The sequence below is a fragment of the Allobosea sp. 10L422 genome (genome assembly GCF_056395345.1).
This window is the reverse complement of the sequence record NZ_JBFTJI010000006.1, coordinates 36702-54415: the sequence shown is the minus strand read 5'-3', so window position 1 is coordinate 54415 and position 17714 is coordinate 36702. Positions and strand designations below refer to the sequence as shown.

The 17714-nt window shown below is 67.5% G+C and carries 14 protein-coding genes and 1 pseudogene; 9 read left to right on the top strand and 6 right to left on the bottom strand.

The genetic code is table 11. The features are described 5' to 3' along the window. Positions 1-11: 11 nt before the first annotated feature. The 3 genes from AC1DEZ_RS13690 to mscL all read right to left on the bottom strand — a co-directional run bounded on the left by AC1DEZ_RS13690 (position 12) and on the right by mscL (position 2930). Positions 12-1073, bottom strand: a complete 1062-nt coding sequence (locus AC1DEZ_RS13690) for an AbrB family transcriptional regulator (protein ID WP_441511033.1) — start codon at positions 1071-1073, stop codon at positions 12-14. A gap of 119 nt (positions 1074-1192) precedes the next feature. Further along, the gene (locus AC1DEZ_RS13685; protein WP_441511032.1) at positions 1193-2386 is read right to left on the bottom strand and encodes a pyridoxal phosphate-dependent aminotransferase; all 1194 of its coding nucleotides are present in this window, start codon (positions 2384-2386) and stop codon (positions 1193-1195) included. 121 nt (positions 2387-2507) lie between these two features. After that, a complete protein-coding gene (mscL, locus tag AC1DEZ_RS13680; RefSeq protein WP_441511031.1) occupies positions 2508-2930 on the bottom strand; it encodes a large conductance mechanosensitive channel protein MscL in 423 nt (140 codons plus the stop codon). A gap of 280 nt (positions 2931-3210) precedes the next feature. On the opposite strand from mscL, the gene AC1DEZ_RS13675 reads away from it, so the two are divergent. After that, entirely contained in the window at positions 3211-6777 is a 3567-nt protein-coding gene (locus tag AC1DEZ_RS13675) for a hybrid sensor histidine kinase/response regulator (protein WP_441511030.1), read from the top strand. A gap of 90 nt (positions 6778-6867) precedes the next feature. Here the strand turns inward: AC1DEZ_RS13675 and AC1DEZ_RS13670 are convergent, their stop codons facing one another. Further along, positions 6868-7428 carry a thioesterase family protein gene (locus AC1DEZ_RS13670; protein WP_441511029.1) on the bottom strand — a complete coding sequence of 187 codons (561 nt, stop codon included), beginning with the start codon at positions 7426-7428 and terminating at the stop codon, positions 6868-6870. Between the two features lie 222 nt (positions 7429-7650). On the opposite strand from AC1DEZ_RS13670, the gene AC1DEZ_RS13665 reads away from it, so the two are divergent. The 4 genes from AC1DEZ_RS13665 to AC1DEZ_RS13650 all read left to right on the top strand — a co-directional run bounded on the left by AC1DEZ_RS13665 (position 7651) and on the right by AC1DEZ_RS13650 (position 10442). After that, on the top strand, positions 7651-8160 hold the full coding sequence (locus tag AC1DEZ_RS13665; protein ID WP_441511028.1) for a tyrosine phosphatase family protein: 510 nt from the start codon (positions 7651-7653) through the stop codon (positions 8158-8160). A gap of 253 nt (positions 8161-8413) precedes the next feature. Then, a complete protein-coding gene (locus tag AC1DEZ_RS13660) occupies positions 8414-8878 on the top strand; it encodes an Lrp/AsnC family transcriptional regulator (protein ID WP_441468969.1) in 465 nt (154 codons plus the stop codon). Positions 8879-9017: 139 nt separating this feature from the next. After that, on the top strand, positions 9018-9290 hold the full coding sequence (locus AC1DEZ_RS13655; protein WP_441511027.1) for an exodeoxyribonuclease VII small subunit: 273 nt from the start codon (positions 9018-9020) through the stop codon (positions 9288-9290). A 231-nt stretch (positions 9291-9521) separates the two neighbouring features. Next, entirely contained in the window at positions 9522-10442 is a 921-nt protein-coding gene (locus AC1DEZ_RS13650) for a pirin family protein (RefSeq protein ID WP_441511026.1), read from the top strand. Positions 10443-10469: 27 nt separating this feature from the next. On the opposite strand, the gene AC1DEZ_RS13645 is transcribed toward AC1DEZ_RS13650, so the two are convergent. Continuing rightward, positions 10470-11699, bottom strand: coding sequence for an MFS transporter (locus AC1DEZ_RS13645; protein ID WP_441511025.1), 1230 nt, complete (start codon positions 11697-11699; stop codon positions 10470-10472). Between the two features lie 183 nt (positions 11700-11882). On the opposite strand from AC1DEZ_RS13645, the gene dxs reads away from it, so the two are divergent. Beyond that, positions 11883-13793, top strand: a complete 1911-nt coding sequence (dxs, locus tag AC1DEZ_RS13640) for a 1-deoxy-D-xylulose-5-phosphate synthase (RefSeq protein WP_441511024.1) — start codon at positions 11883-11885, stop codon at positions 13791-13793. A 198-nt stretch (positions 13794-13991) separates the two neighbouring features. After that, positions 13992-14720, top strand: coding sequence for a TlyA family RNA methyltransferase (locus tag AC1DEZ_RS13635; RefSeq protein WP_441511023.1), 729 nt, complete (start codon positions 13992-13994; stop codon positions 14718-14720). Here the strand turns inward: AC1DEZ_RS13635 and AC1DEZ_RS13630 are convergent, their stop codons facing one another. Then, complete coding sequence (locus AC1DEZ_RS13630) at positions 14721-15224, bottom strand: hypothetical protein (RefSeq protein WP_441511022.1); 504 nt, start codon at positions 15222-15224, stop codon at positions 14721-14723. Positions 15225-15309: 85 nt separating this feature from the next. Between AC1DEZ_RS13630 and AC1DEZ_RS13625 the strand changes: the two are divergent. Continuing rightward, positions 15310-16069, top strand: a pseudogene (locus tag AC1DEZ_RS13625) (SOS response-associated peptidase). Between the two features lie 49 nt (positions 16070-16118). After that, entirely contained in the window at positions 16119-17714 is a 1596-nt protein-coding gene (locus AC1DEZ_RS13620) for a gamma-glutamyltransferase family protein (protein ID WP_476779816.1), read from the top strand.

Below are 17714 nucleotides of genomic sequence, written 5' to 3'. Positions count from 1 at the left end.
CGCGACCTGCCTCAGCGTGGCGGCTCGCTCTTCACCCGCATCAGCACCAGCGGCATGGCAAGGCCGATGATGACGAAGCGCACGAGATGGTGAGCACCGACATAAAGCGTGTCGAGCCCCATCGCGAAGGCCAGCATCGCCATCGCCTCCAGCCCTCCCGGCGCAAAAGCGACCATGCCGCTGGCGTAGGATGTACCGGCGAGCCAGGCCGCCGGCCAGGCGAACAGGAAGGCGACACCGATCGAGACGGCGAAGCCGCCGATCGCCAGCGGAAACAGCCCCCTGAGCTCCTTGCGCGGGATATGGGCGATGCGCCCGCCCATGGTCGAGCCCAGCAGGATCTGGACGGCGATCTGGACCGGCTGCGGCAGCGTGCCCTCGATCAGGCCGCTGCCGTGCAGGACCGCGCTGGCGAAGGTCGCGCCGAACATCAGCGGCGCCGCAAGCCCAAGCCGGTCGAGGCCGAGGCCGAGCAGCAGGCCTGCCATCGTCACGCCCAGCATGGTGCCGGGGCTGATCGAGACCGAAGCCGGAATGGGGGCTCCGGCAGAAATGCCGGTCGCCTGCATGAGGCTGGGAAGACAGGCGACCAGGACGAGCAACCGGAACAGCTGAACCACCGAGATGCGTCCGATATTGGCGCCCTTGGCCTGGGCCACGGCGAGCACCGTCGAGAGCGCGCCGGGCGCGGCGGCGAGCAGCGCGTCAATCCACGGCCAACGCGCGACATGGCGCAGATAGGCGCCGGTCGCGAGCATGATCGCGGCGACACCGACGAGGAGCACCGCGAGCGAGGCAGGGTAGCGTGCGGCGGCGGCCAACGCTTCAGGCGTGGCCGAAGAGCCGAGAATGGTGCCGGACAGCACCATCGTCGCGTCGAACCAGGGCCGCCGCAGCGTCGGAAGCGGGCGCACCAGCGCCACGGCCGTGCTCAGCACCATCGAGCCCGAGAGCCAGGCGGCCGGCATGCCGAGCAGCGCAAACAGGCCGCCGCCCACAGCGGCCAATGCAATGACGAGAACCTCCCGCCAGAGGATCGTCAGCCGGTTCGTCGGGTATCCGAAGGGTTTCATTGAGCTCCGGGCGCGCAGATTGGGCCGCGCCGGAGCGTTCATGGCGGCAGGCGCCGCAACGGTCAATCGCGCTCGGCTTGCCCGCGCGCAAGGCAGCCCTGCGCTGCGGGCGCGGCGGCTCAGATCGTCGCCAGAGCCTTCTGCAGCCGGGCAACCGCCTCGACCAGATCGGAGGACTTGCGGGCGAAGCACAGGCGCAGACCCGTCTCGCCACCGGGGCCGAAGGCCGTGCCGGGAGCGAGGCCGACATTGGCCTTGTCGACCAATTCGAGCGCCAGCTTGCGGGAATCGTCGCGGCCATCGACCGAGAAGAACTGGTAGAACGCCCCGACCGGCGCCGAGAGCGTCACGCGGTTCGTCGCCTTCAGGCCCTCGAAGATGATCCGCCGGCCTTCCGCGGCACGCGCGATCTGCTCGGCGACAAAGCTCTCGCCATTGTCCAGCGCTGCGACCGCGCCCCGCTGCACGAAGACCGGCGAGCCGGAGGTCGAGTACTGGATCAGGTTCTCGATGACCTGGCCGAAGGCTTCCGGCGCCTCGATCCAGCCGATGCGCCAACCCGTCATCGCCCAGTTCTTCGAGAAGGTCTGAACGAAGACGACGCGGTCCTCCGGCCCCATGATGTCGTGGAAGGAGGGCGCGCGTTCCGAACCGTCGAAGACGAAGCGGCCATAGATCTCGTCGGCGATGATCCAGATGCCGTGCTTGCGCGAGAGCGCGAGCAGCGCTTCCTGCTCAGCCCGCGTCGCGGTCCAGCCGGTCGGGTTGGAGGGCGAATTGATCAGGATGCCGCGCGTCTTCGGCGTGATCGCAGCTGCGAGCTTGTCGAGATCGAGCGTGAAGCGGCCCTGCGCATAATCCATCGGGACGCAGACCGTGCGCGCGCCGGCAACGCTGACCGCCGCGCCGAAATTCGGCCAGGCGGGGGTCGGGATGATCAGTTCGTCGCCGGGCCCCGCGATCATGCGGACCGCGATCTGGACCGACTGCATGCCCGAGCCGGTGATGAAGAACCGCTCAGGCGAGAAGCTCTGGCCGTAGAGGCGCTCGTGATAGCGCGCCAGCGCCTCGCGCAGCTCGGGAATACCGCGCTGCCAGGTGTAGAAGGTCTCGCCGGCCGCAAGCGAGCGCGCCGCCACATCGCTGATGAAGGACGGGGTGGGCAGATCGCCCTCGCCGACCCACAGCGGAATCAGGCCCGGCCGCAGCCGGCCATAGTTCATGACCTCGACGATGCCGCTTTCCGGCGCGTTGACGGCTTCCGGGCGGAGCTCCGCGACCAGGGTGCTACCGGGCAAAGTGGCGGTGTTCATCAGCATCGACCTCGCGACATTCGATGTCCTGCTTTAGCCGATCGCGGCGCCGCCTGGCATGAAATCGCGAGATCAGGTCGATCGGCGGCCGTGATGAATCGCGGCCGCGGGGACGAAACCGTCAGGCACCCTTCTGCTGTTTGAGCAGGTCCCGGATCTCGGTCAGCAGGGCGACATCGGCGGCGGGCGCGGCCGGGGCCGGCGTAGCTGCTTCCGCGCGGCGCTTGAGCTGGTTGATGCCCTTGACCACGAGGAAGAGGACGAAGGCGATGATCAGGAAGTTGATCGCCACGGTGACGAAGTTGCCATAGGCCAGCACCGCGCCCTGCTTCTTAGCGTCCACCAGAACGGGCGAGGTGACGGCGCGGTTGAGGCCGAAGAAGTAGTTCGAGAAGTCGACGCCGCCGAGCGCGCCGATGAACGGCATGATGATGTCCTGGACGAGAGAATCGACGATCCTGCCGAAGGACGCGCCGATAACCACACCGATGGCGAGGTCGATGACATTGCCTTTCAGTGCGAATTCCTTGAATTCCTTCAGCATGCTGGACCCCTTCTAGTCGACGACACTGCCCCGTCAGCCGGTTTCAGGACGCTAGACCAACCCGGCGGAACAGGAAAAGCCCGAATGCCCGGCAAAATCAGGCGCATCGGAGCTTTTGCAGCAAAGAGCTGGGGATGACTTGCGCCTTTGTCCTATGGCGGGCTCGGGGCACGTCCGATAAACTGTCACAAAACTCGAAGCGACAGCTCATTTCGAAACGGAAGTTCATGGCGATCGGACTCCGGCCTCGTTCGCGCATCGGCACGCCAGGGATCGCGACATGATTCCCGCCTGGTCCGTGATTCTGGTCGCGCTCGCCTATCTGTGCGGCCTGTTTGCCGTGGCCCATATCGCCGACACCTCGGGCCGCAAGCTGATCTCCGGCCGGGCGCGCACCACGATCTATGCGCTCGCACTCGGCGTCTACTGCACCTCCTGGACCTTCTACGGCTCGGTCGGCTTTGCCAATCGCGCCGGCTTCGACTTCCTCGGCATCTATGTCGGGCCAATCCTCGTCATCGGCCTCGGCCACCGCTTCGTCGGGCGCATCGTCAGCATCGCCAAATCCCAGAACATCACCTCGATCGCCGACTTCGTCGGCGCGCGCTACGGCAAGAGCGAGCGGGTCGCGGCGCTGGTCTGCATCGTCGCCGTCATCGGCGCGCTGCCCTATATCGCCCTGCAGCTGAAGGCCGTCGCCAACTCGCTCTCGGTCTTCCTCACCGCGACGGGCGGCCATGCGCTGATGCCGGGCGTCCCGCTGCTGAGCGACCTGCCATTCGTCGTCGCGATCGTGCTCGCCAGCTTCGCCTGCGCCTTCGGCACGCGCCACATCGACGCCACCGAACACCAGGACGGGCTCGTTCTCGCGATCGCTGTCGAATCGCTGATCAAGCTCGTGGCCTTCCTCGTCCTCGGCGTTTTCGTCGTCTACGGGCTGTTCGGCGGGCCGGGCGACCTGCTGGCCCAGGCCGCGAAACCCGCCGAGGGCATGCTGCCGATCTGGGAGCGGACGTCGAGCTGGCCGAACTTCCTGACGCTGACCCTGCTGTCGAGCTGTGCGGCGCTGCTGCTGGCGCGCCAGTTCCACATGACCATCGTGGAAAACCGCGACGTGCGCGACGTGCGGCGCGCAGCCTGGATGTTCCCGCTCTACCTCGTCCTGATCAACCTGTTCGTGCTGCCGCTGGCGGCCGCCGGCGAGATCATGATGCCCGGAAGCGGCGTCGATCGCGACATGACGGTCCTGCTGCTGCCTTTGCAGAGCGAGGCGGGGGTGATCGCGCTCTTCGTCTTCGTCGGCGGCCTATCCGCGGCGACGGCGATGGTGATCGTCGCTTCCGTCGCGCTCGCGATCATGATCTCCAACCACATCGTGATGCCCGTGCTGCTGCGCGTGCGGCGCGCGCTGAGCGACCCCAATCGTTCCGGCCGGCTTTTCAACGGCAGCAGCGACGGCAGCACGGGCGGCGACCTCGGCTCGCAGGTCGTCGTCATCCGCAGGCTCGGCATCTTTCTCGTGATCCTGCTCGGCTATGTCTATTACCGCGCCTCCGGAGAGGCTGCGCTGGTCTCGATCGGCCTGCTCTCCTTCGCGGCGACCGCCCAGATCGCGCCGGCCTTCTTCGGCGGGCTGTTCTGGCGGCGCGGCACGGCGCTCGGCGCGGCGGCGGGGTTGACGATCGGCACCATGGTCTGGGCCTACACCTTGCTGATGCCGAGCCTCGCCCTACCCGGCGGCTGGTGGAGCAGCATCGTCGCGAACGGCCCCTTCGGCGCCGAAACCCTGCGGCCGGAAGCGCTGTTCGGGCTCGACTGGCCGGCGCTGCCGCATGGCGTGTTCTGGAGCCTCGGCCTCAACATCCTCGCCTATGTCGGTTTCTCGCTGCTCAGGCCCGCCAATGCGATGGAGCGGCTGCAGGCCAATGCCTTCGTCGAATCCCAGCCCGCGACGATGGCACAGTCCTTCTCGCTCTGGCGCACCAGCGTCACCGAAGGCGAGTTGCAGGCGACCATCGCGCGTTATCTCGGCCACGAGCGCACCGAACGCGCCTTCGAGGGCTTCAATTCCAGCCGCGGCGAGATGCCGGACCCCAATCGCCATGCCGATATCCACCTGCTGCGCTTCGGCGAGCATCTGCTCTCCTCCGCCATCGGCGCGGCCTCGTCGCGGCTCGTGCTCTCGCTGCTGCTGAAACGGCGCAATCTCTCGACCGAAGCGGCCTTCAAGCTGCTCGACGACGCCTCGGCGGCCCTGCAATATAATCGCGACATCCTGCAGCACGGCCTCGACCATGCCGGCCAGGGCATCACGGTGCTTGACCGGGATCTGCGCATCGTCGCCTGGAACCAGGCCTTTGTAGCGCTATACGACCTGCCGCCCTCGCTGGTGCGCTTCGGCACCGGGCTCGACGAGATCGTGCGCTTCAACGCCGCGCGCGGCGCCTATGGCGACGGTGCGCAGGACGAGCTGATGGCGGCGCGGCTGGAGAGCTTCGTCAAGGACCGCGAGCCGGTGCGCCTCAAGCTCTATCCCTCCAAGAAGGTCATCGAAGTCCGCACCAATGCGCTGCCGGATGGCGGCTTCGTCACGACGTATACCGACATCACCGAGACGGTCGCCGGCGAGGAAGAGCTCGAACGCGCCAATGAGCGCCTGGAGAAACGCGTCGCCGAGCGCACCGAGGAGCTCCTGCACGTCAATGCCGAGCTGCAGCGCGCCAAGGCCGAAGCCGAAGCCGCCAACGCGTCCAAGACGCGCTTTCTCGCCGCCGCCAGCCACGACATCCTGCAACCGCTCAACGCGGCGCGGCTCTATGCGACATCGCTGGTCGAGCGCGACCGCACCGCCGGGGAGCCGGATCTGGCCGAGAACATCGACGCCTCGCTCGACGCGGTCGAGGAGATCCTCACCGCGCTGCTCGAGATCTCCCGGCTCGACGGCGGAGCGCTGAGGCCCGAGCTCTCCTCTTTCCGGCTCGACGAGCTGATGCGCCAGCTCCAGCGCGAATTCGAGCCGAGCGCTCAGGAAAAAGGCCTCAAGCTCGTCTTCATGCCTACCAGCCTGACGCTGCGCTCGGACCGGCGCCTGCTGCGCCGCCTCCTGCAGAACCTGATCTCGAACGCGATCAAATACACGCCGAACGGCAAGGTGCTGATCGGCTGCCGCCGCCGGGGCAATCAGGTGGCGGTCGAGGTGATCGATACCGGGCTCGGCATTCCGCAAAGCAAGCAGAAGACCGTTTTCCGGGAGTTCCAGCGGCTCGACCAAGGCGCCAAGGTGGCGCGAGGCCTGGGTCTCGGGCTCTCGATCGTGCAGCGCATCGCACGCGCCCTCGACCACGGGCTGACGCTTGATTCGGCGCCGGGACGCGGCACGCGCTTCTCGGTCGCGGTGCCGCGCGCGGCGCCGCTGCCGGCCATGGCGACGGGGAGCGCGCCGCGGCAGGCGCCGGCCGGACAGCTCGCCGGAATGCGGCTGCTGGTCATCGACAACGAGCCGGCCATTCTCGACGGCATGAAGCGGCTGCTCGAAGGCTGGGGCTGCCAGGTGCGCACCGCCTCCAGCCTGGAGGAGGCCCTGCCGCATGTCGGCGGCAAGGGCGAGGCCGACGTGCTGATCGCCGATTATCACCTCGACCACGGCAACGGGCTCACCGCGATCAGCGCGCTCAGGGCGCGGGCGCGCACCCCGATGCCGGCGATCCTGCTCACCGCCGACCGGACGCCGCATGTCCGCGAGGCGGCGAATGCGCTCGACGTCTATCTGCTCAACAAGCCGCTGAAACCAGCGGCGCTACGCGCGCTGCTGGCGCAGTGGCGCGCAACACGGCTGGCGGCGGAATAATGTTCTGCCCTGAAAGCCGACGAGCCCTGATCTAAGGAGCGCTCGAAGAGCGCGTCTCGAAGGATGAGGGCTGGAATTCCAGAGAATTCCTCAGCGCTCGCTCGCAGCAGCGCTGCGCATGGCGTCCTCCGAGGCGAGGAAGGCCGCGACCTCGGTGCTCGGCTCCGGGCTTTCCACGCCGATGCCGATCTCGCCGAGCAGGCGGGTGACTGGCACATAGGCCCGGGCGCCCTTGTCGTAGAGCGCCGCCCGGACCAATGCGACGGCCGCGACGATCTCGCCGCCGTCGCGGCCGCGCATCAGCATCCGGTGCTGCATCACCAGCCAGTTGTCGCTCCAGCACAGGATCTTCGTCTCCAGCCGGAAAGGGCGGAACAGGCGCATCTCGCGGCGGAAGCGGATCGTGCCGGCATTGACGACGGGCAGCCAGCGGTGACGCAGCACCGCCCGCCACAGCCCGCTGCGCAGCATCAGATCGAGCCGGCCGAGATCCATCAGCGACCAGTAGCGGCCATTGTTCATGTGCAGGCTGGTGTCGAGATCGTGGAACCAGACGCGGAAAGGCAGGACGGAAGCCTCGCCCGGCAGGTCGAGCCGCGGCCGGAAGCGCGTCGTCAGCAGGAGCCAGATCAGCCGGAGCCAGAGATTCATGGGACGTTTCGCCGTGGCGGGTCGATGGATCGCAGCTTCCATGTCATGGAGACGTCGGCACTGTCGATCATGCTGGATCGCCGCGCGTCCGACAGGACGCGATAACGGCGATCTATCTATTTGTTATCGCATCGGATTTTTCGAAAAGTGGATTCCATTTTTCGGTCCGATGCGATAGCGTCTGCCCCACTGGTTTCGCCCCGAGACACCCGGAGCCGCCCCTTGCCGAGCCTTCACGTTTCCCCGCTGTCCAGACTGGGCGAGACCGTCGCGGCCGTCCGCGCCCGCCATCTGGTGACGCTGATCAATGTCGGCACCGTGGTCGAGCGACCGGCCGGCATCGATGCGGATCGCCATCTCTTCCTGGGCATGTCCGATATCGCCACGCCGCTGGAAGGCCATGTGCTCGCGGGGCAGGACCATATCGAGCGCCTCATCGCCTTCCTCCACGGATGGGACCGCGAGGCGCCCATGGTGGTTCATTGCTGGGCCGGCATCAGCCGCTCGACAGCCGCCGCCTACATCGCCGCCTGCGCGCTCGATCCCGGCCGCGACGAGGAGGAGGCCGCCGACGCGCTACGGATCGCCGCTCCCTCCGCGACGCCCAATGCCCGGCTCGTCGCCCTTGCCGATACGGCGCTTGGCCGCCGCGGCCGGATGATCCGCGCGATCGGACGAATCGGGCGCGGCGCCGACGCCTTCGAAGGCACGCCCTTCGCCATGCCCCTGTAGCATCGGACCGAGAAGCAGCGTCCGTCTTTCGGAAGGATCCGGCGCGATAACAAGGACATAGATCACCGTTATCGCGTCCGATGAGACGCGCGGCGGTCTGGCCTGAATCGGCCGACGCAGCGGCGCATTTTCCTGCGAGGTCAAGCCAAGAAGCTGCGGATGTAAGCGCATCTGCCCAAGATCGGCGCAGAAGATTGCTTGCATCGGACCAATTTTGCGACGATGCATCGCGCGGGAGGTTTCCGCCGTGACCATGATGATCGAGCTCGACTCGCGCGACCGCGCCATCCTGCGACTTCTCCAGCAGGACGGCCGCATCACGAACTCCGACCTCGCCGAGAAGGTGCATCTATCGCCCTCGGCCTGCCTGCGGCGCGTGCGGCAGCTCGAGGAAAGCGGCCTTATCCGCGGCTATGCGATGATGCTCGACGACAAGATCGCGGGCTTTCCCGGCACGGCCTTCGTCTTCGTCACGCTCGACCAGCAGGGCCGGGCTTCGCTGGAGAGCTTCGAGCAGGCGGTCCAGAGCCTGCCCGAGATCCTCGAATGCCATCTGCTCGCCGGCGCGCATGATTATCTGATGCGCGTGATCTACCGCGACAGCGCCGATTTCGAGCGCATCCACACCGACATCATCACGCAATTGCCGGGCGTCACCCGCGTCCAGTCGACACTGACGCTGCGCACCATCAAGAAGACCTCGGCGCTGCCGGTCTGAGGCGAGACAGCGAACTTCCGAGCCCTCATCCTTCGAGACGCCGCTTCGCGGCTCCTCAGGACGAGGGCTGAGCGAATTCAGGCGGGTTGCGGCCGGGCGCGGTCCGGCCGATAAGCTGACGGCAAAGAGGAATCGGTCCGTGAGCCAAGACAGCAAGTCTCAAGACAACCCGAATGCCGATGTCGCCACCTTGCCCTTCGAGGCGGCGATGAAGGAGCTCGAAGGCATCGTCGCGCGGCTGGAGCGCGGCGACGTGCCGCTCGAGGAATCGATCGCCATCTATACGCGCGGCGAGGCGCTGAAGGCACGCTGCGATGCGTTGCTGAAGCACGCGGAAGCCCGCATCGAGCGGATTACGCTGAGCGCCGACGGCAAGCCGACCGGCACGACCCCGCTCGACGTCGACAGCTGAGCCGGAACGGCTGCCGCCCCCCGATAAAGTCTCAGACCGAAAAGTGGAATCCACTTTTCGGAAAACTCCGATGCTTGAACTAAAGACCAGATCGGCACTGCGCGTCCGGTAGGCCGCGCGGCGATCCAGCGGGGCCTTGAGATTGCGCTCCTGCCAGGAGCCGGTTGCAGCCGGCCGGCTTGCCCGCGGGCGCGATCGGGATCACGCTCCGTCCCAACCAAGGAGGCCGCCATGTCGCAACTGCCCGCCGACGACCCGATTCTGGGCGACGCCCGCTCCTGCGAGGCGATCGAGAAGGTGATCGTGCCGCGTACGCATGATCTGGGCGGATTCCAGGTCCGCCGCGCCCTGCCGGCGATCGGCCAGCGCATGGTCGGACCCTTCATCTTCTTCGACCAGATGGGGCCGGCCGAGTTCCATCTCGGCGAGGGGCTCGACGTCCGCCCGCATCCGCATATCGGCCTTTCCACCGTCACCTATCTCTTCGATGGCGAGATCATGCATCGCGACTCGCTCGGCACGGCGCTGGCGATCAAGCCGGGCGCGGTCAACCTGATGACGGCCGGGCGCGGCATCGTCCATTCCGAGCGCACGGGGCTGGAGGCGCGCGCCACCGGGCCGAAGCTCTACGGCATCCAGGCCTGGCTCGCGCTTCCCAGGACGCATGAGGAGATCGCGCCGCAATTCGTGCATCACGGCGCGCCCGAACTGCCGCGCATCGTCGAAGGCGGAAAGCGCATCAGCCTGATCATGGGCTCGGCCTATGGCCAGACCTCGCCGGTGCAGTTCCCCTGGGAAGCGCTCTATGCCGAAGCCGTGCTCTCGCCCGGCTCGATCCTGCCGCTCGACCCCGATTACGACGAGCGCGCGGTCTATATCGTCTCGGGCAAGATCGACATCGCTGGCGAGGAATTCGGCGCCGGCCAGCTCCTCGTCTTCAAGCCGGGCGACCGCATCTCGATCCTCGCAGTCGACCAGAGCCGCCTGATGCTCGTCGGCGGCGAGCCCATGGACGGGCAGCGCTACATCTGGTGGAACTTCGTCTCGTCCTCGAAGGAGCGCATCGAGCAGGCCAAGCAGGAATGGAAGACCGGCCGCTTCGACACCGTCCCCGGTGACGACAAGGAGTTCATTCCGTTGCCCGAGGGCTGAAACAGTCGGCGGATTGCCGCCGCCGCTTCAGGCAATCTCGGACAGATCGCGCAGCCTCGGCACCTGTGAAAAAGCGATCACGAGGAGCTGAACCAGGAAGCCCGCCGTCGCGAGCCCCAGGCACGCGGCGATGCCGAGATGCGCCGCCACGGATGCGCCGATCGCCGCGCCCAGCGGCCTCGCGCCGAAAGTCGCCGTCATGATCAAGGCGGAGACCCGGCCGAGCATCGCATTGGGGGTAACCGCCTGCCGCAATGTCATCGTGGAGATCGTCCAGATGATCGGCCCGACGCCGAACAGGAAGAAGCTCATGCCGACCAGATGGACGGACGGTATCCAGAGCGTCGCGAGCATCACGCCCGCGGCGCAGAAGCCGGCGAGCGGCCCGAGCAAAATCAGCGTTCCGAACGAGACCTGCCGTGCGATATGGGGCGCGAGAACGGCGCCGACGATCATGCCCGCACCGTAGATGCCGAGCGTGACGCCGACCTCGGTCGCACCGAGACCGAGATTCTGGACTGCGTATGCGACATAGACCGCCTGGAAGACGAACCAGGAGACGTTGAAGAAGACCGCTGTCATCAGGATCGGCCTGAGCAGATCGTGCCCGGCCACGAAACGGGCGCCCTCCTTCAGATCATCGAGCAGATCGCGCCGCGGGCTGGACGGAGGCTCGTCCTGCGGGAGTCCGGCGAGCAGGAGCGCAGCGAGGATGGAAAGCCCTGCGGCCAGACCATAGGCCGTCGAGGCACCGAGCCAGCCGACGAGCGCCCCGCCGAGCGCCGGCCCTCCGGCATAGGCGGCGCTGCGCGCCAGCTCCAGCAAGCGATTGGCGTCCGCGAGCTGCGCGCGCGGCACCACGGACGGAACGAAGGCCGGTGCCGCCACGCTGTAGCAGACCGTGCCGACAGCGCCGAGCGCTCCGAGCGCGGCAAGCCATGCCAGGCTGAGGCCGCCCGAAGCAAGAAGCAGCAGAATCGCCAGAAGCGAAAGCGCCCGCAGCGCTTCCGTGCCGACCATGAGCCGGCGCCGCGAGGCACGATCGACCATCAGGCCTGCGGGGATGGAAAGCAGGAGAAATGGCAAGGTCTGCGCCGTCTGCAGCCAGCCGGTTTCAGCCGGCCCGGCCGAGAGCAGGAGAACCGCGGCCAAGGGTGCGGCGGCGAGCGCGATCTGCTCCGAGAACTGGGCGGAGAGATTGGACCAGCCGATGCGCCTGAATGCCGCCGGCAGGGGAGGATTATCGCTCGGGTTCATTGCCTGATGTCCTCAGAAGTCGTCATAAGGACACTGAAAAGCCTTGCCGGCGTGGGAACCACCCGTTTCGTGGGAAGACAGGGCGCCTGCCAATGCCGGGGGCCGATCTCACCCGCGGTTTGCCAGCGCGGCGCGCAGGCACTATTTCAGGACAGAACCATTCCTACGAGCCCGGACAGCCTCGTGCCACGCCCTGCGACTCCTCTGCTCGACACCATCCACGACCCCGCCGATCTGCGAGAACTCGACGATGCCGAGCTTCGGCAGGTGGCGGACGAGCTGCGGCTGGAGACGATCGACGCCGTCTCCGTCACCGGCGGACATCTCGGCGCGGGCCTCGGCGTGGTCGAACTCACGGTGGCGCTGCACCATGTCTTCGACACGCCGCGCGACAAGCTGATCTGGGATGTCGGCCATCAGGCCTATCCCCACAAGATCCTCACCGGCCGCCGCGACCGCATCCGCACGCTGCGCCAGCCGGGCGGCCTCTCCGGCTTCACCAAACGCGCCGAGAGCGCGTACGACCCCTTCGGCGCCGCCCATTCCTCGACCTCGATCTCGGCCGGTCTCGGCATGGCAGTCGGGCGCGATCTCAAGGGCGAGCGCAACAACGTCGTCGCCGTGATCGGCGACGGCGCGATGTCGGCCGGCATGGCCTATGAGGCGATGAACAATGCCGGCGCGCTCGGCTCGCGCCTGATCGTCATCCTCAACGACAACGACATGTCGATCGCCCCGCCGGTCGGCGCGATGTCGGCCTATCTGGCGCGGCTGGTCTCAGGCCGCACCTATCGTTCGCTGCGCGAGGTCGCCAAGCAGCTCGCCGAGAGATTGCCGCGCTTCTTCCACGACAAGGCGAAGCGCACCGAGGAATATGCCCGCGGTTTCTGGACCGGCGGGACGATGTTCGAGGAACTCGGCTTCTACTATGTCGGGCCGATCGACGGGCACAATCTCGACCATCTGCTGCCGGTGCTGCGCAATGTTCGCGACGCCGGGAACGGGCCTATCCTCGTCCATGTCGTGACGCAGAAGGGCAAGGGCTATGCCCCGGCCGAGGCGACCGCCGACAAATACCACGCCGTCGTCAAGTTCGATCCGGTGACGGGCCTGCAGGCCAAGGCGCCGGCCAATGCGCCGAGCTACACCGCCGTCTTCGCCAACGCGCTGATCAAGGAAGCGCGGGAGGACGACAAGGTCGTCGCCGTCACCGCCGCCATGCCGTCGGGCACCGGGCTCGACGCCTTCGGCAAGGAGTTCCCCGCCCGCACCTTCGATGTCGGCATCGCCGAGCAGCATGCGGTGACCTTCGCGGCCGGTCTTGCCACCGAGGGCTACAAGCCCTTCGTCGCGATCTACTCGACCTTCATGCAGCGCGCCTACGACCAGATCGTCCATGACGTGGCGCTGCAGAAGCTCCCCGTCCGCTTCGCGCTCGACCGGGCCGGGCTCGTCGGCGCCGACGGCGCCACCCATGCCGGCTCCTTCGACATTGCCTATCTCGCCTGCCTGCCCGACATGGTGGTGATGGCGGCGGCCGACGAAGCCGAGCTGACCCATATGGTTGCGACCGCCGCCGCCTATGACGAAGGGCCGATCGCCTTCCGCTATCCGCGCGGCGAAGGCGTCGGCGTCGAGATTCCCGATGTCGGCGTGCCCTTGGAAATCGGAAAAGGCCGCATCGTCCGGGAAGGCACCCGCGTCGCGCTGCTTTCGCTCGGCACGCGTCTCGCAGAAGCGCTCAAGGCGGCCGACCTGCTGGCGCAGCGCGGGCTTTCGACCACGGTCGCGGATGCGCGCTTCGCCAAGCCGCTCGACGAGGCGCTGATCCTCAAGCTCGCCCGCGAGCACGAGATCCTGGTCACGATCGAAGAGGGCGCGGTCGGCGGCTTCGGCAGCCATGTGCTGCACCTACTGGCGCGCAGCGGCGCGCTCGATGCCGGGTTGAAGGTCCGGACGCTGACGCTGCCGGACGTCTACCAGGACCACGACAAGCCCGACGCGATGTATGCCGCCGCCGGGCTCGACGCCGCAGGCATCGTCGCCGCCGTCGAGGGGGCGCTCGGGGCGCCCAGCGTCGTCAAGCGCGCCTGATCCGGCGCCAAAAGCCATGTCAGCGATGCCGACATCCTCAGCCCTCATCCTGAGGAGCGATCCAACGGATCGCGTCTCGAAGGATGCTCCAGGAGGTTCCGGAGATATCCGGAGCATCCTTCGAGACGCCATTTCTGACGAAATGGCTCCTCAGGATGAGGGCTGGAGGCAAAGGCTTGCCGATGCGGGCGAAGCACGATGAAAAGCCGCGCGGACCAACTGCTTGTCGAGCGCGGCTTCTTCGAGAGCCGGGCGCGGGCTCAGGCCGCCATTGCCGCCGGGCTCGTCAGCGTCGCCGGCCGGCCGGTACGCAAGGCCTCGGAAATGGTGGCTGATGACGCCGAACTGACCGCCGAAGCGCCTCACCCTTACGTATCGCGTGGCGGCCTCAAGCTGGAAGGCGCCCTCGACTCCTTCGGTTTCGACCCGCAGGGGTTGACCTGCCTCGATGTCGGCTCCTCGACCGGCGGCTTCACCGACCTGCTGCTGAAGCGCGGCGCCCGCCATGTCGTCGCCGTCGATGTCGGGCGCGATCAGCTCCATGCCTCGCTGCGCGCCGATCCGCGCGTCACCAGCTTCGAAGGTCAGGACATCCGCACATTGGCCCCGGAGGCCCTGCCGGAACCGCCATCCTTCGCAGCCATCGACGTCAGCTTCATCTCGCTCAAGCTCGTACTGCCCGCGGTGGCGGCGCTGCTCGCGCCGGCTGCCGGCATAGCCGCGCTGATCAAGCCCCAGTTCGAGGCCGGCCGGGCCGCCCTCAAGAAGGGCATCGTCCGGGACGAGGCGATCCAGCGTCAGGTCTGCGACGAGATCGTCGCGGAATTGCAGGCGCTCGGCTTCACGGTCGATGGGCCGATCCCCTCCCCGATCGAGGGTGGCGACGGCAACCGGGAATTTCTCGTCGGGGCGCGGCGGCAAGCCTGATCAGCGCGCGATCAGCGCATCGATCTGCGCCTGCAAGACCGCATCCTCGAAAACGGCGATGTCGATCGCGCCATTGGCGTTGATAAACTGCGTGGCGCGGGCGATCTGCCGGCGCAGGGCATCGCTCGCGACCTCGACGATCACCGGCAGTTCCTTCGGCTGCGGCGTCTCGACAAGCAGCGCGGTCACAGTCCGCACCAGCCGGGTCATTGATCGGCAGACATCCTCGAAGGCGACCGCGCGGGCGGGCTCGATCCTGTCATAGGCCGCCAGCGCCGAAGCCGCACAACGCAGCGGCGAATTTCGGAAATGCTCGCGATAGCCGACGCTCTGCCAGGCCTGAAGATCGGCGACGAGACTCTCGTCCATGCCGGCCATCTCGATCAGCATCAGGGCCTCGCTGTAGCGGTTCAGAAAATCGGTCGAGAGACGGGGAGCGTCGACGCTTCCAGCCAGTCCCGCCGGCGCCACAGCCAGCACATTCGTCGCGATGGCACTCATCATCCGCCCCGGAATCGGCGCGACTATGTTTGGCCAACCGGAAAGAAAGTGTTGATCTGACCGCCTCGTCTCGACCTAAACAGCCGCCATGTGCGGACGCTATGCGATTACCCTCCCCCCTGTAGCGATGCGCGAGGCCTTCGGCTATCGCGAGCAGCCGAATTTCCCGCCGCGCTACAACATCGCGCCGACACAGCCGGTGCCGGCCGTCCTCCTGCACGATGGAACGCCGCGCTTCCTGCTGATGCGCTGGGGCTTCATTCCCAGCTGGGTGCGGGACGCGAAGGACTTTCCGCTGGTCATCAACGTGCGCAGCGAGAGCGCGGCCGAAAAGCCGTCCTTTCGCAACGCGCTGACACGCCGGCGCTGCCTGCTGCCAGCCGATGCCTTCTATGAATGGCGGCGCAGCGGCACCGGCCGGCAGGCGCAGAGCGAGCCATTCCTGGCCGGATCGCGGCCTCTTCGCCTTCGCCGCGCTGTGGGAGACCTGGCATTCGCCGGATGGTTCGGAGATCGACACGGTCGCGATGATGACGGGGCCGGCGAACGGGCTGATGGCCGCGATCCACCACCGCTGCCCGATCATTCTCGATCGGCGCGACTACAATGCGTGGCTCGATCCGCAGGCCACGGCCGAGCAGACCGGGCGTCTGCTCAAGCCGCCACCGGACGAGATGCTGGAGGCCGTCGCCATCGGCAACACCGTCAACAAGGTCGCCAATGACGGGCCGGAAGTGCAGCTGCCTCTGGGCGATCCGCCCCATCGGGAGACTCCCGAAGAGCCCAAGCGCCATGCGCGCAAGGCGACCCGGCCTCCCACGGATGACGGGCAAGGCAGCCTGTTCTAGCGCCGGAATCATGCTCTGATCGCCGCAGAAGACGACGAGGAGACGAGAGATGCACGGCCGCCGCCCCACCATGACCTCTCGCCACGGCATGGTCGCCGCGGCCCATCCACTGGCGGCGCAGGCCGGAGCGCGCATTCTGGCGCAGGGTGGCAATGCCTTCGACGCCGCAGCCGCCACCGCCGCCGCGCTCAATGTCGTCGAGCCGTTCATGTCCGGCCTCGCCGGGATGGGCTTCGCCACGCTATGGGTCGCGGCCGAACAGCGCGTGCGGGTGCTCGATTTCGTGCCGCCGATTCCCGCGAGCTTTCCGGCCGAGCGCTTCAGCAAGCGCACCGACCTCGAGCGCGGCCCGCTCGCCGTCGCTTCGCCGGGCAACCTCGCCGGCTGGTGCGAGCTGGTGAAGACCTACGGTCGCAAAGCCCTGCCGGAGGTTTTCGCGCCCGCCATCGCGCTGGCGCGGGATGGTTTCGCGCTGGCCGAGTTCGGCGCGGCGGAGTTCGAAGAGAACGATCCATTGCTGAAGAATCGCCCCGCGCTCTACCCGGCCTGGTCCCAGAACTATCAGCCCAATGGCGCCCTGCATCTCGGCTCGCTGCTCGTGCAGTCCGACCTCGCGCAGACGCTGAGCGATATCGCCGCCAAGGGGCCGGATCACCTCTATCGCGGCGCCCTCGGCGAGAAGGTCGTCGCCCATCTGCAGGCGCTCGGCGGCTCGATGACGATGGCCGATCTCGCGGCGGTGAAGACGGTGTGGCGCGAACCGCTGGCGGCGAGCTTCCGCGGGCTGACGGTGCATGTGCCGCCGCCGCCTTGCGAGGGCTTCCAGTACCTGCTGACGCTGCGCCTGCTCGACGGGCTCGACCTCGCGGACCTGCCAAAGGACGGGGCTGATCATCTCGACCTCGTCTACCGCGCGATCCGCCTCGCGGCCGGCGAGCGCATCGCCCACAACAACCCCGGTCCTGACAAGCTCGCCGAACTCTTGTCCGACGGCGCGGTGGAGCGCCTGCGCAAGCGCCTCACCGACGGCAAGCCGGTTACGGGACCGACCGAACAGTGGACGCCGCAGGCGAGCGAGGACCCGGCGCATACGACCTCGTTCTCGATCGCCGACAGCGACGGCAACCTGATCTGCATCACGCAGAGCCTCGGCAGCCCCTTCGGCAGCGGCGTCGTCGTGACCGGCACGGGGCTGTGCCTCAACAACTTCCTGTACTGGGCGGACGTCCAGCACGACAGCCCGAACCGCTCCAAGCCCGGCGACGAACTGGCGATGTGCATGTCACCCTCGCTCTCGACGCGSGMCGGCAAGCCGGTGCTCGCKCTSGGCACGCCCGGCAGCTACGGCATCATGCAGACCCARRCRCAGGCSATGGTSCAGCATCTCGWYTTCGGTCTGCCRCTGCAGGAGGCGATCGAGGCGCCGCGCGCCCGGCTCTGGGACGGCAGCCTCGTCGAAATCGAGAACCGGATCGGGCCGGAGACCATCGCCGAACTCGTCCGGCGGGGCCATGAGGCGCGCGCCTTCGATGTCGGCTGGACGATGCGCTGCGGTGGCATGCAGGCGGTGGCGGTCGATCCGGTGACCGGCGTGTTCACCGGCGCGGCCGATCCGCGCCGCGACGGCTACGTCGCGACGCCGTAG

What these genes read in the sequence shown, in the direction of transcription:
- AC1DEZ_RS13690 (WP_441511033.1), bottom strand. Translation starts at nt 1,073, where the DNA reads ATGAAACCCTTCGGATACCCGACGAACCGGCTGACGATCCTCTGGCGG.
- AC1DEZ_RS13685 (WP_441511032.1), bottom strand. Translation starts at nt 2,386, where the DNA reads ATGAACACCGCCACTTTGCCCGGTAGCACCCTGGTCGCGGAGCTCCGC.
- mscL (WP_441511031.1), bottom strand. Translation starts at nt 2,930, where the DNA reads ATGCTGAAGGAATTCAAGGAATTCGCACTGAAAGGCAATGTCATCGAC.
- AC1DEZ_RS13675 (WP_441511030.1), top strand. Translation starts at nt 3,211, where the DNA reads ATGATTCCCGCCTGGTCCGTGATTCTGGTCGCGCTCGCCTATCTGTGC.
- AC1DEZ_RS13670 (WP_441511029.1), bottom strand. Translation starts at nt 7,428, where the DNA reads ATGAATCTCTGGCTCCGGCTGATCTGGCTCCTGCTGACGACGCGCTTC.
- AC1DEZ_RS13660 (WP_441468969.1), top strand. Translation starts at nt 8,414, where the DNA reads ATGATGATCGAGCTCGACTCGCGCGACCGCGCCATCCTGCGACTTCTC.
- AC1DEZ_RS13650 (WP_441511026.1), top strand. Translation starts at nt 9,522, where the DNA reads ATGTCGCAACTGCCCGCCGACGACCCGATTCTGGGCGACGCCCGCTCC.
- AC1DEZ_RS13645 (WP_441511025.1), bottom strand. Translation starts at nt 11,699, where the DNA reads ATGAACCCGAGCGATAATCCTCCCCTGCCGGCGGCATTCAGGCGCATC.
- AC1DEZ_RS13635 (WP_441511023.1), top strand. Translation starts at nt 13,992, where the DNA reads ATGAAAAGCCGCGCGGACCAACTGCTTGTCGAGCGCGGCTTCTTCGAG.
- AC1DEZ_RS13630 (WP_441511022.1), bottom strand. Translation starts at nt 15,224, where the DNA reads ATGATGAGTGCCATCGCGACGAATGTGCTGGCTGTGGCGCCGGCGGGA.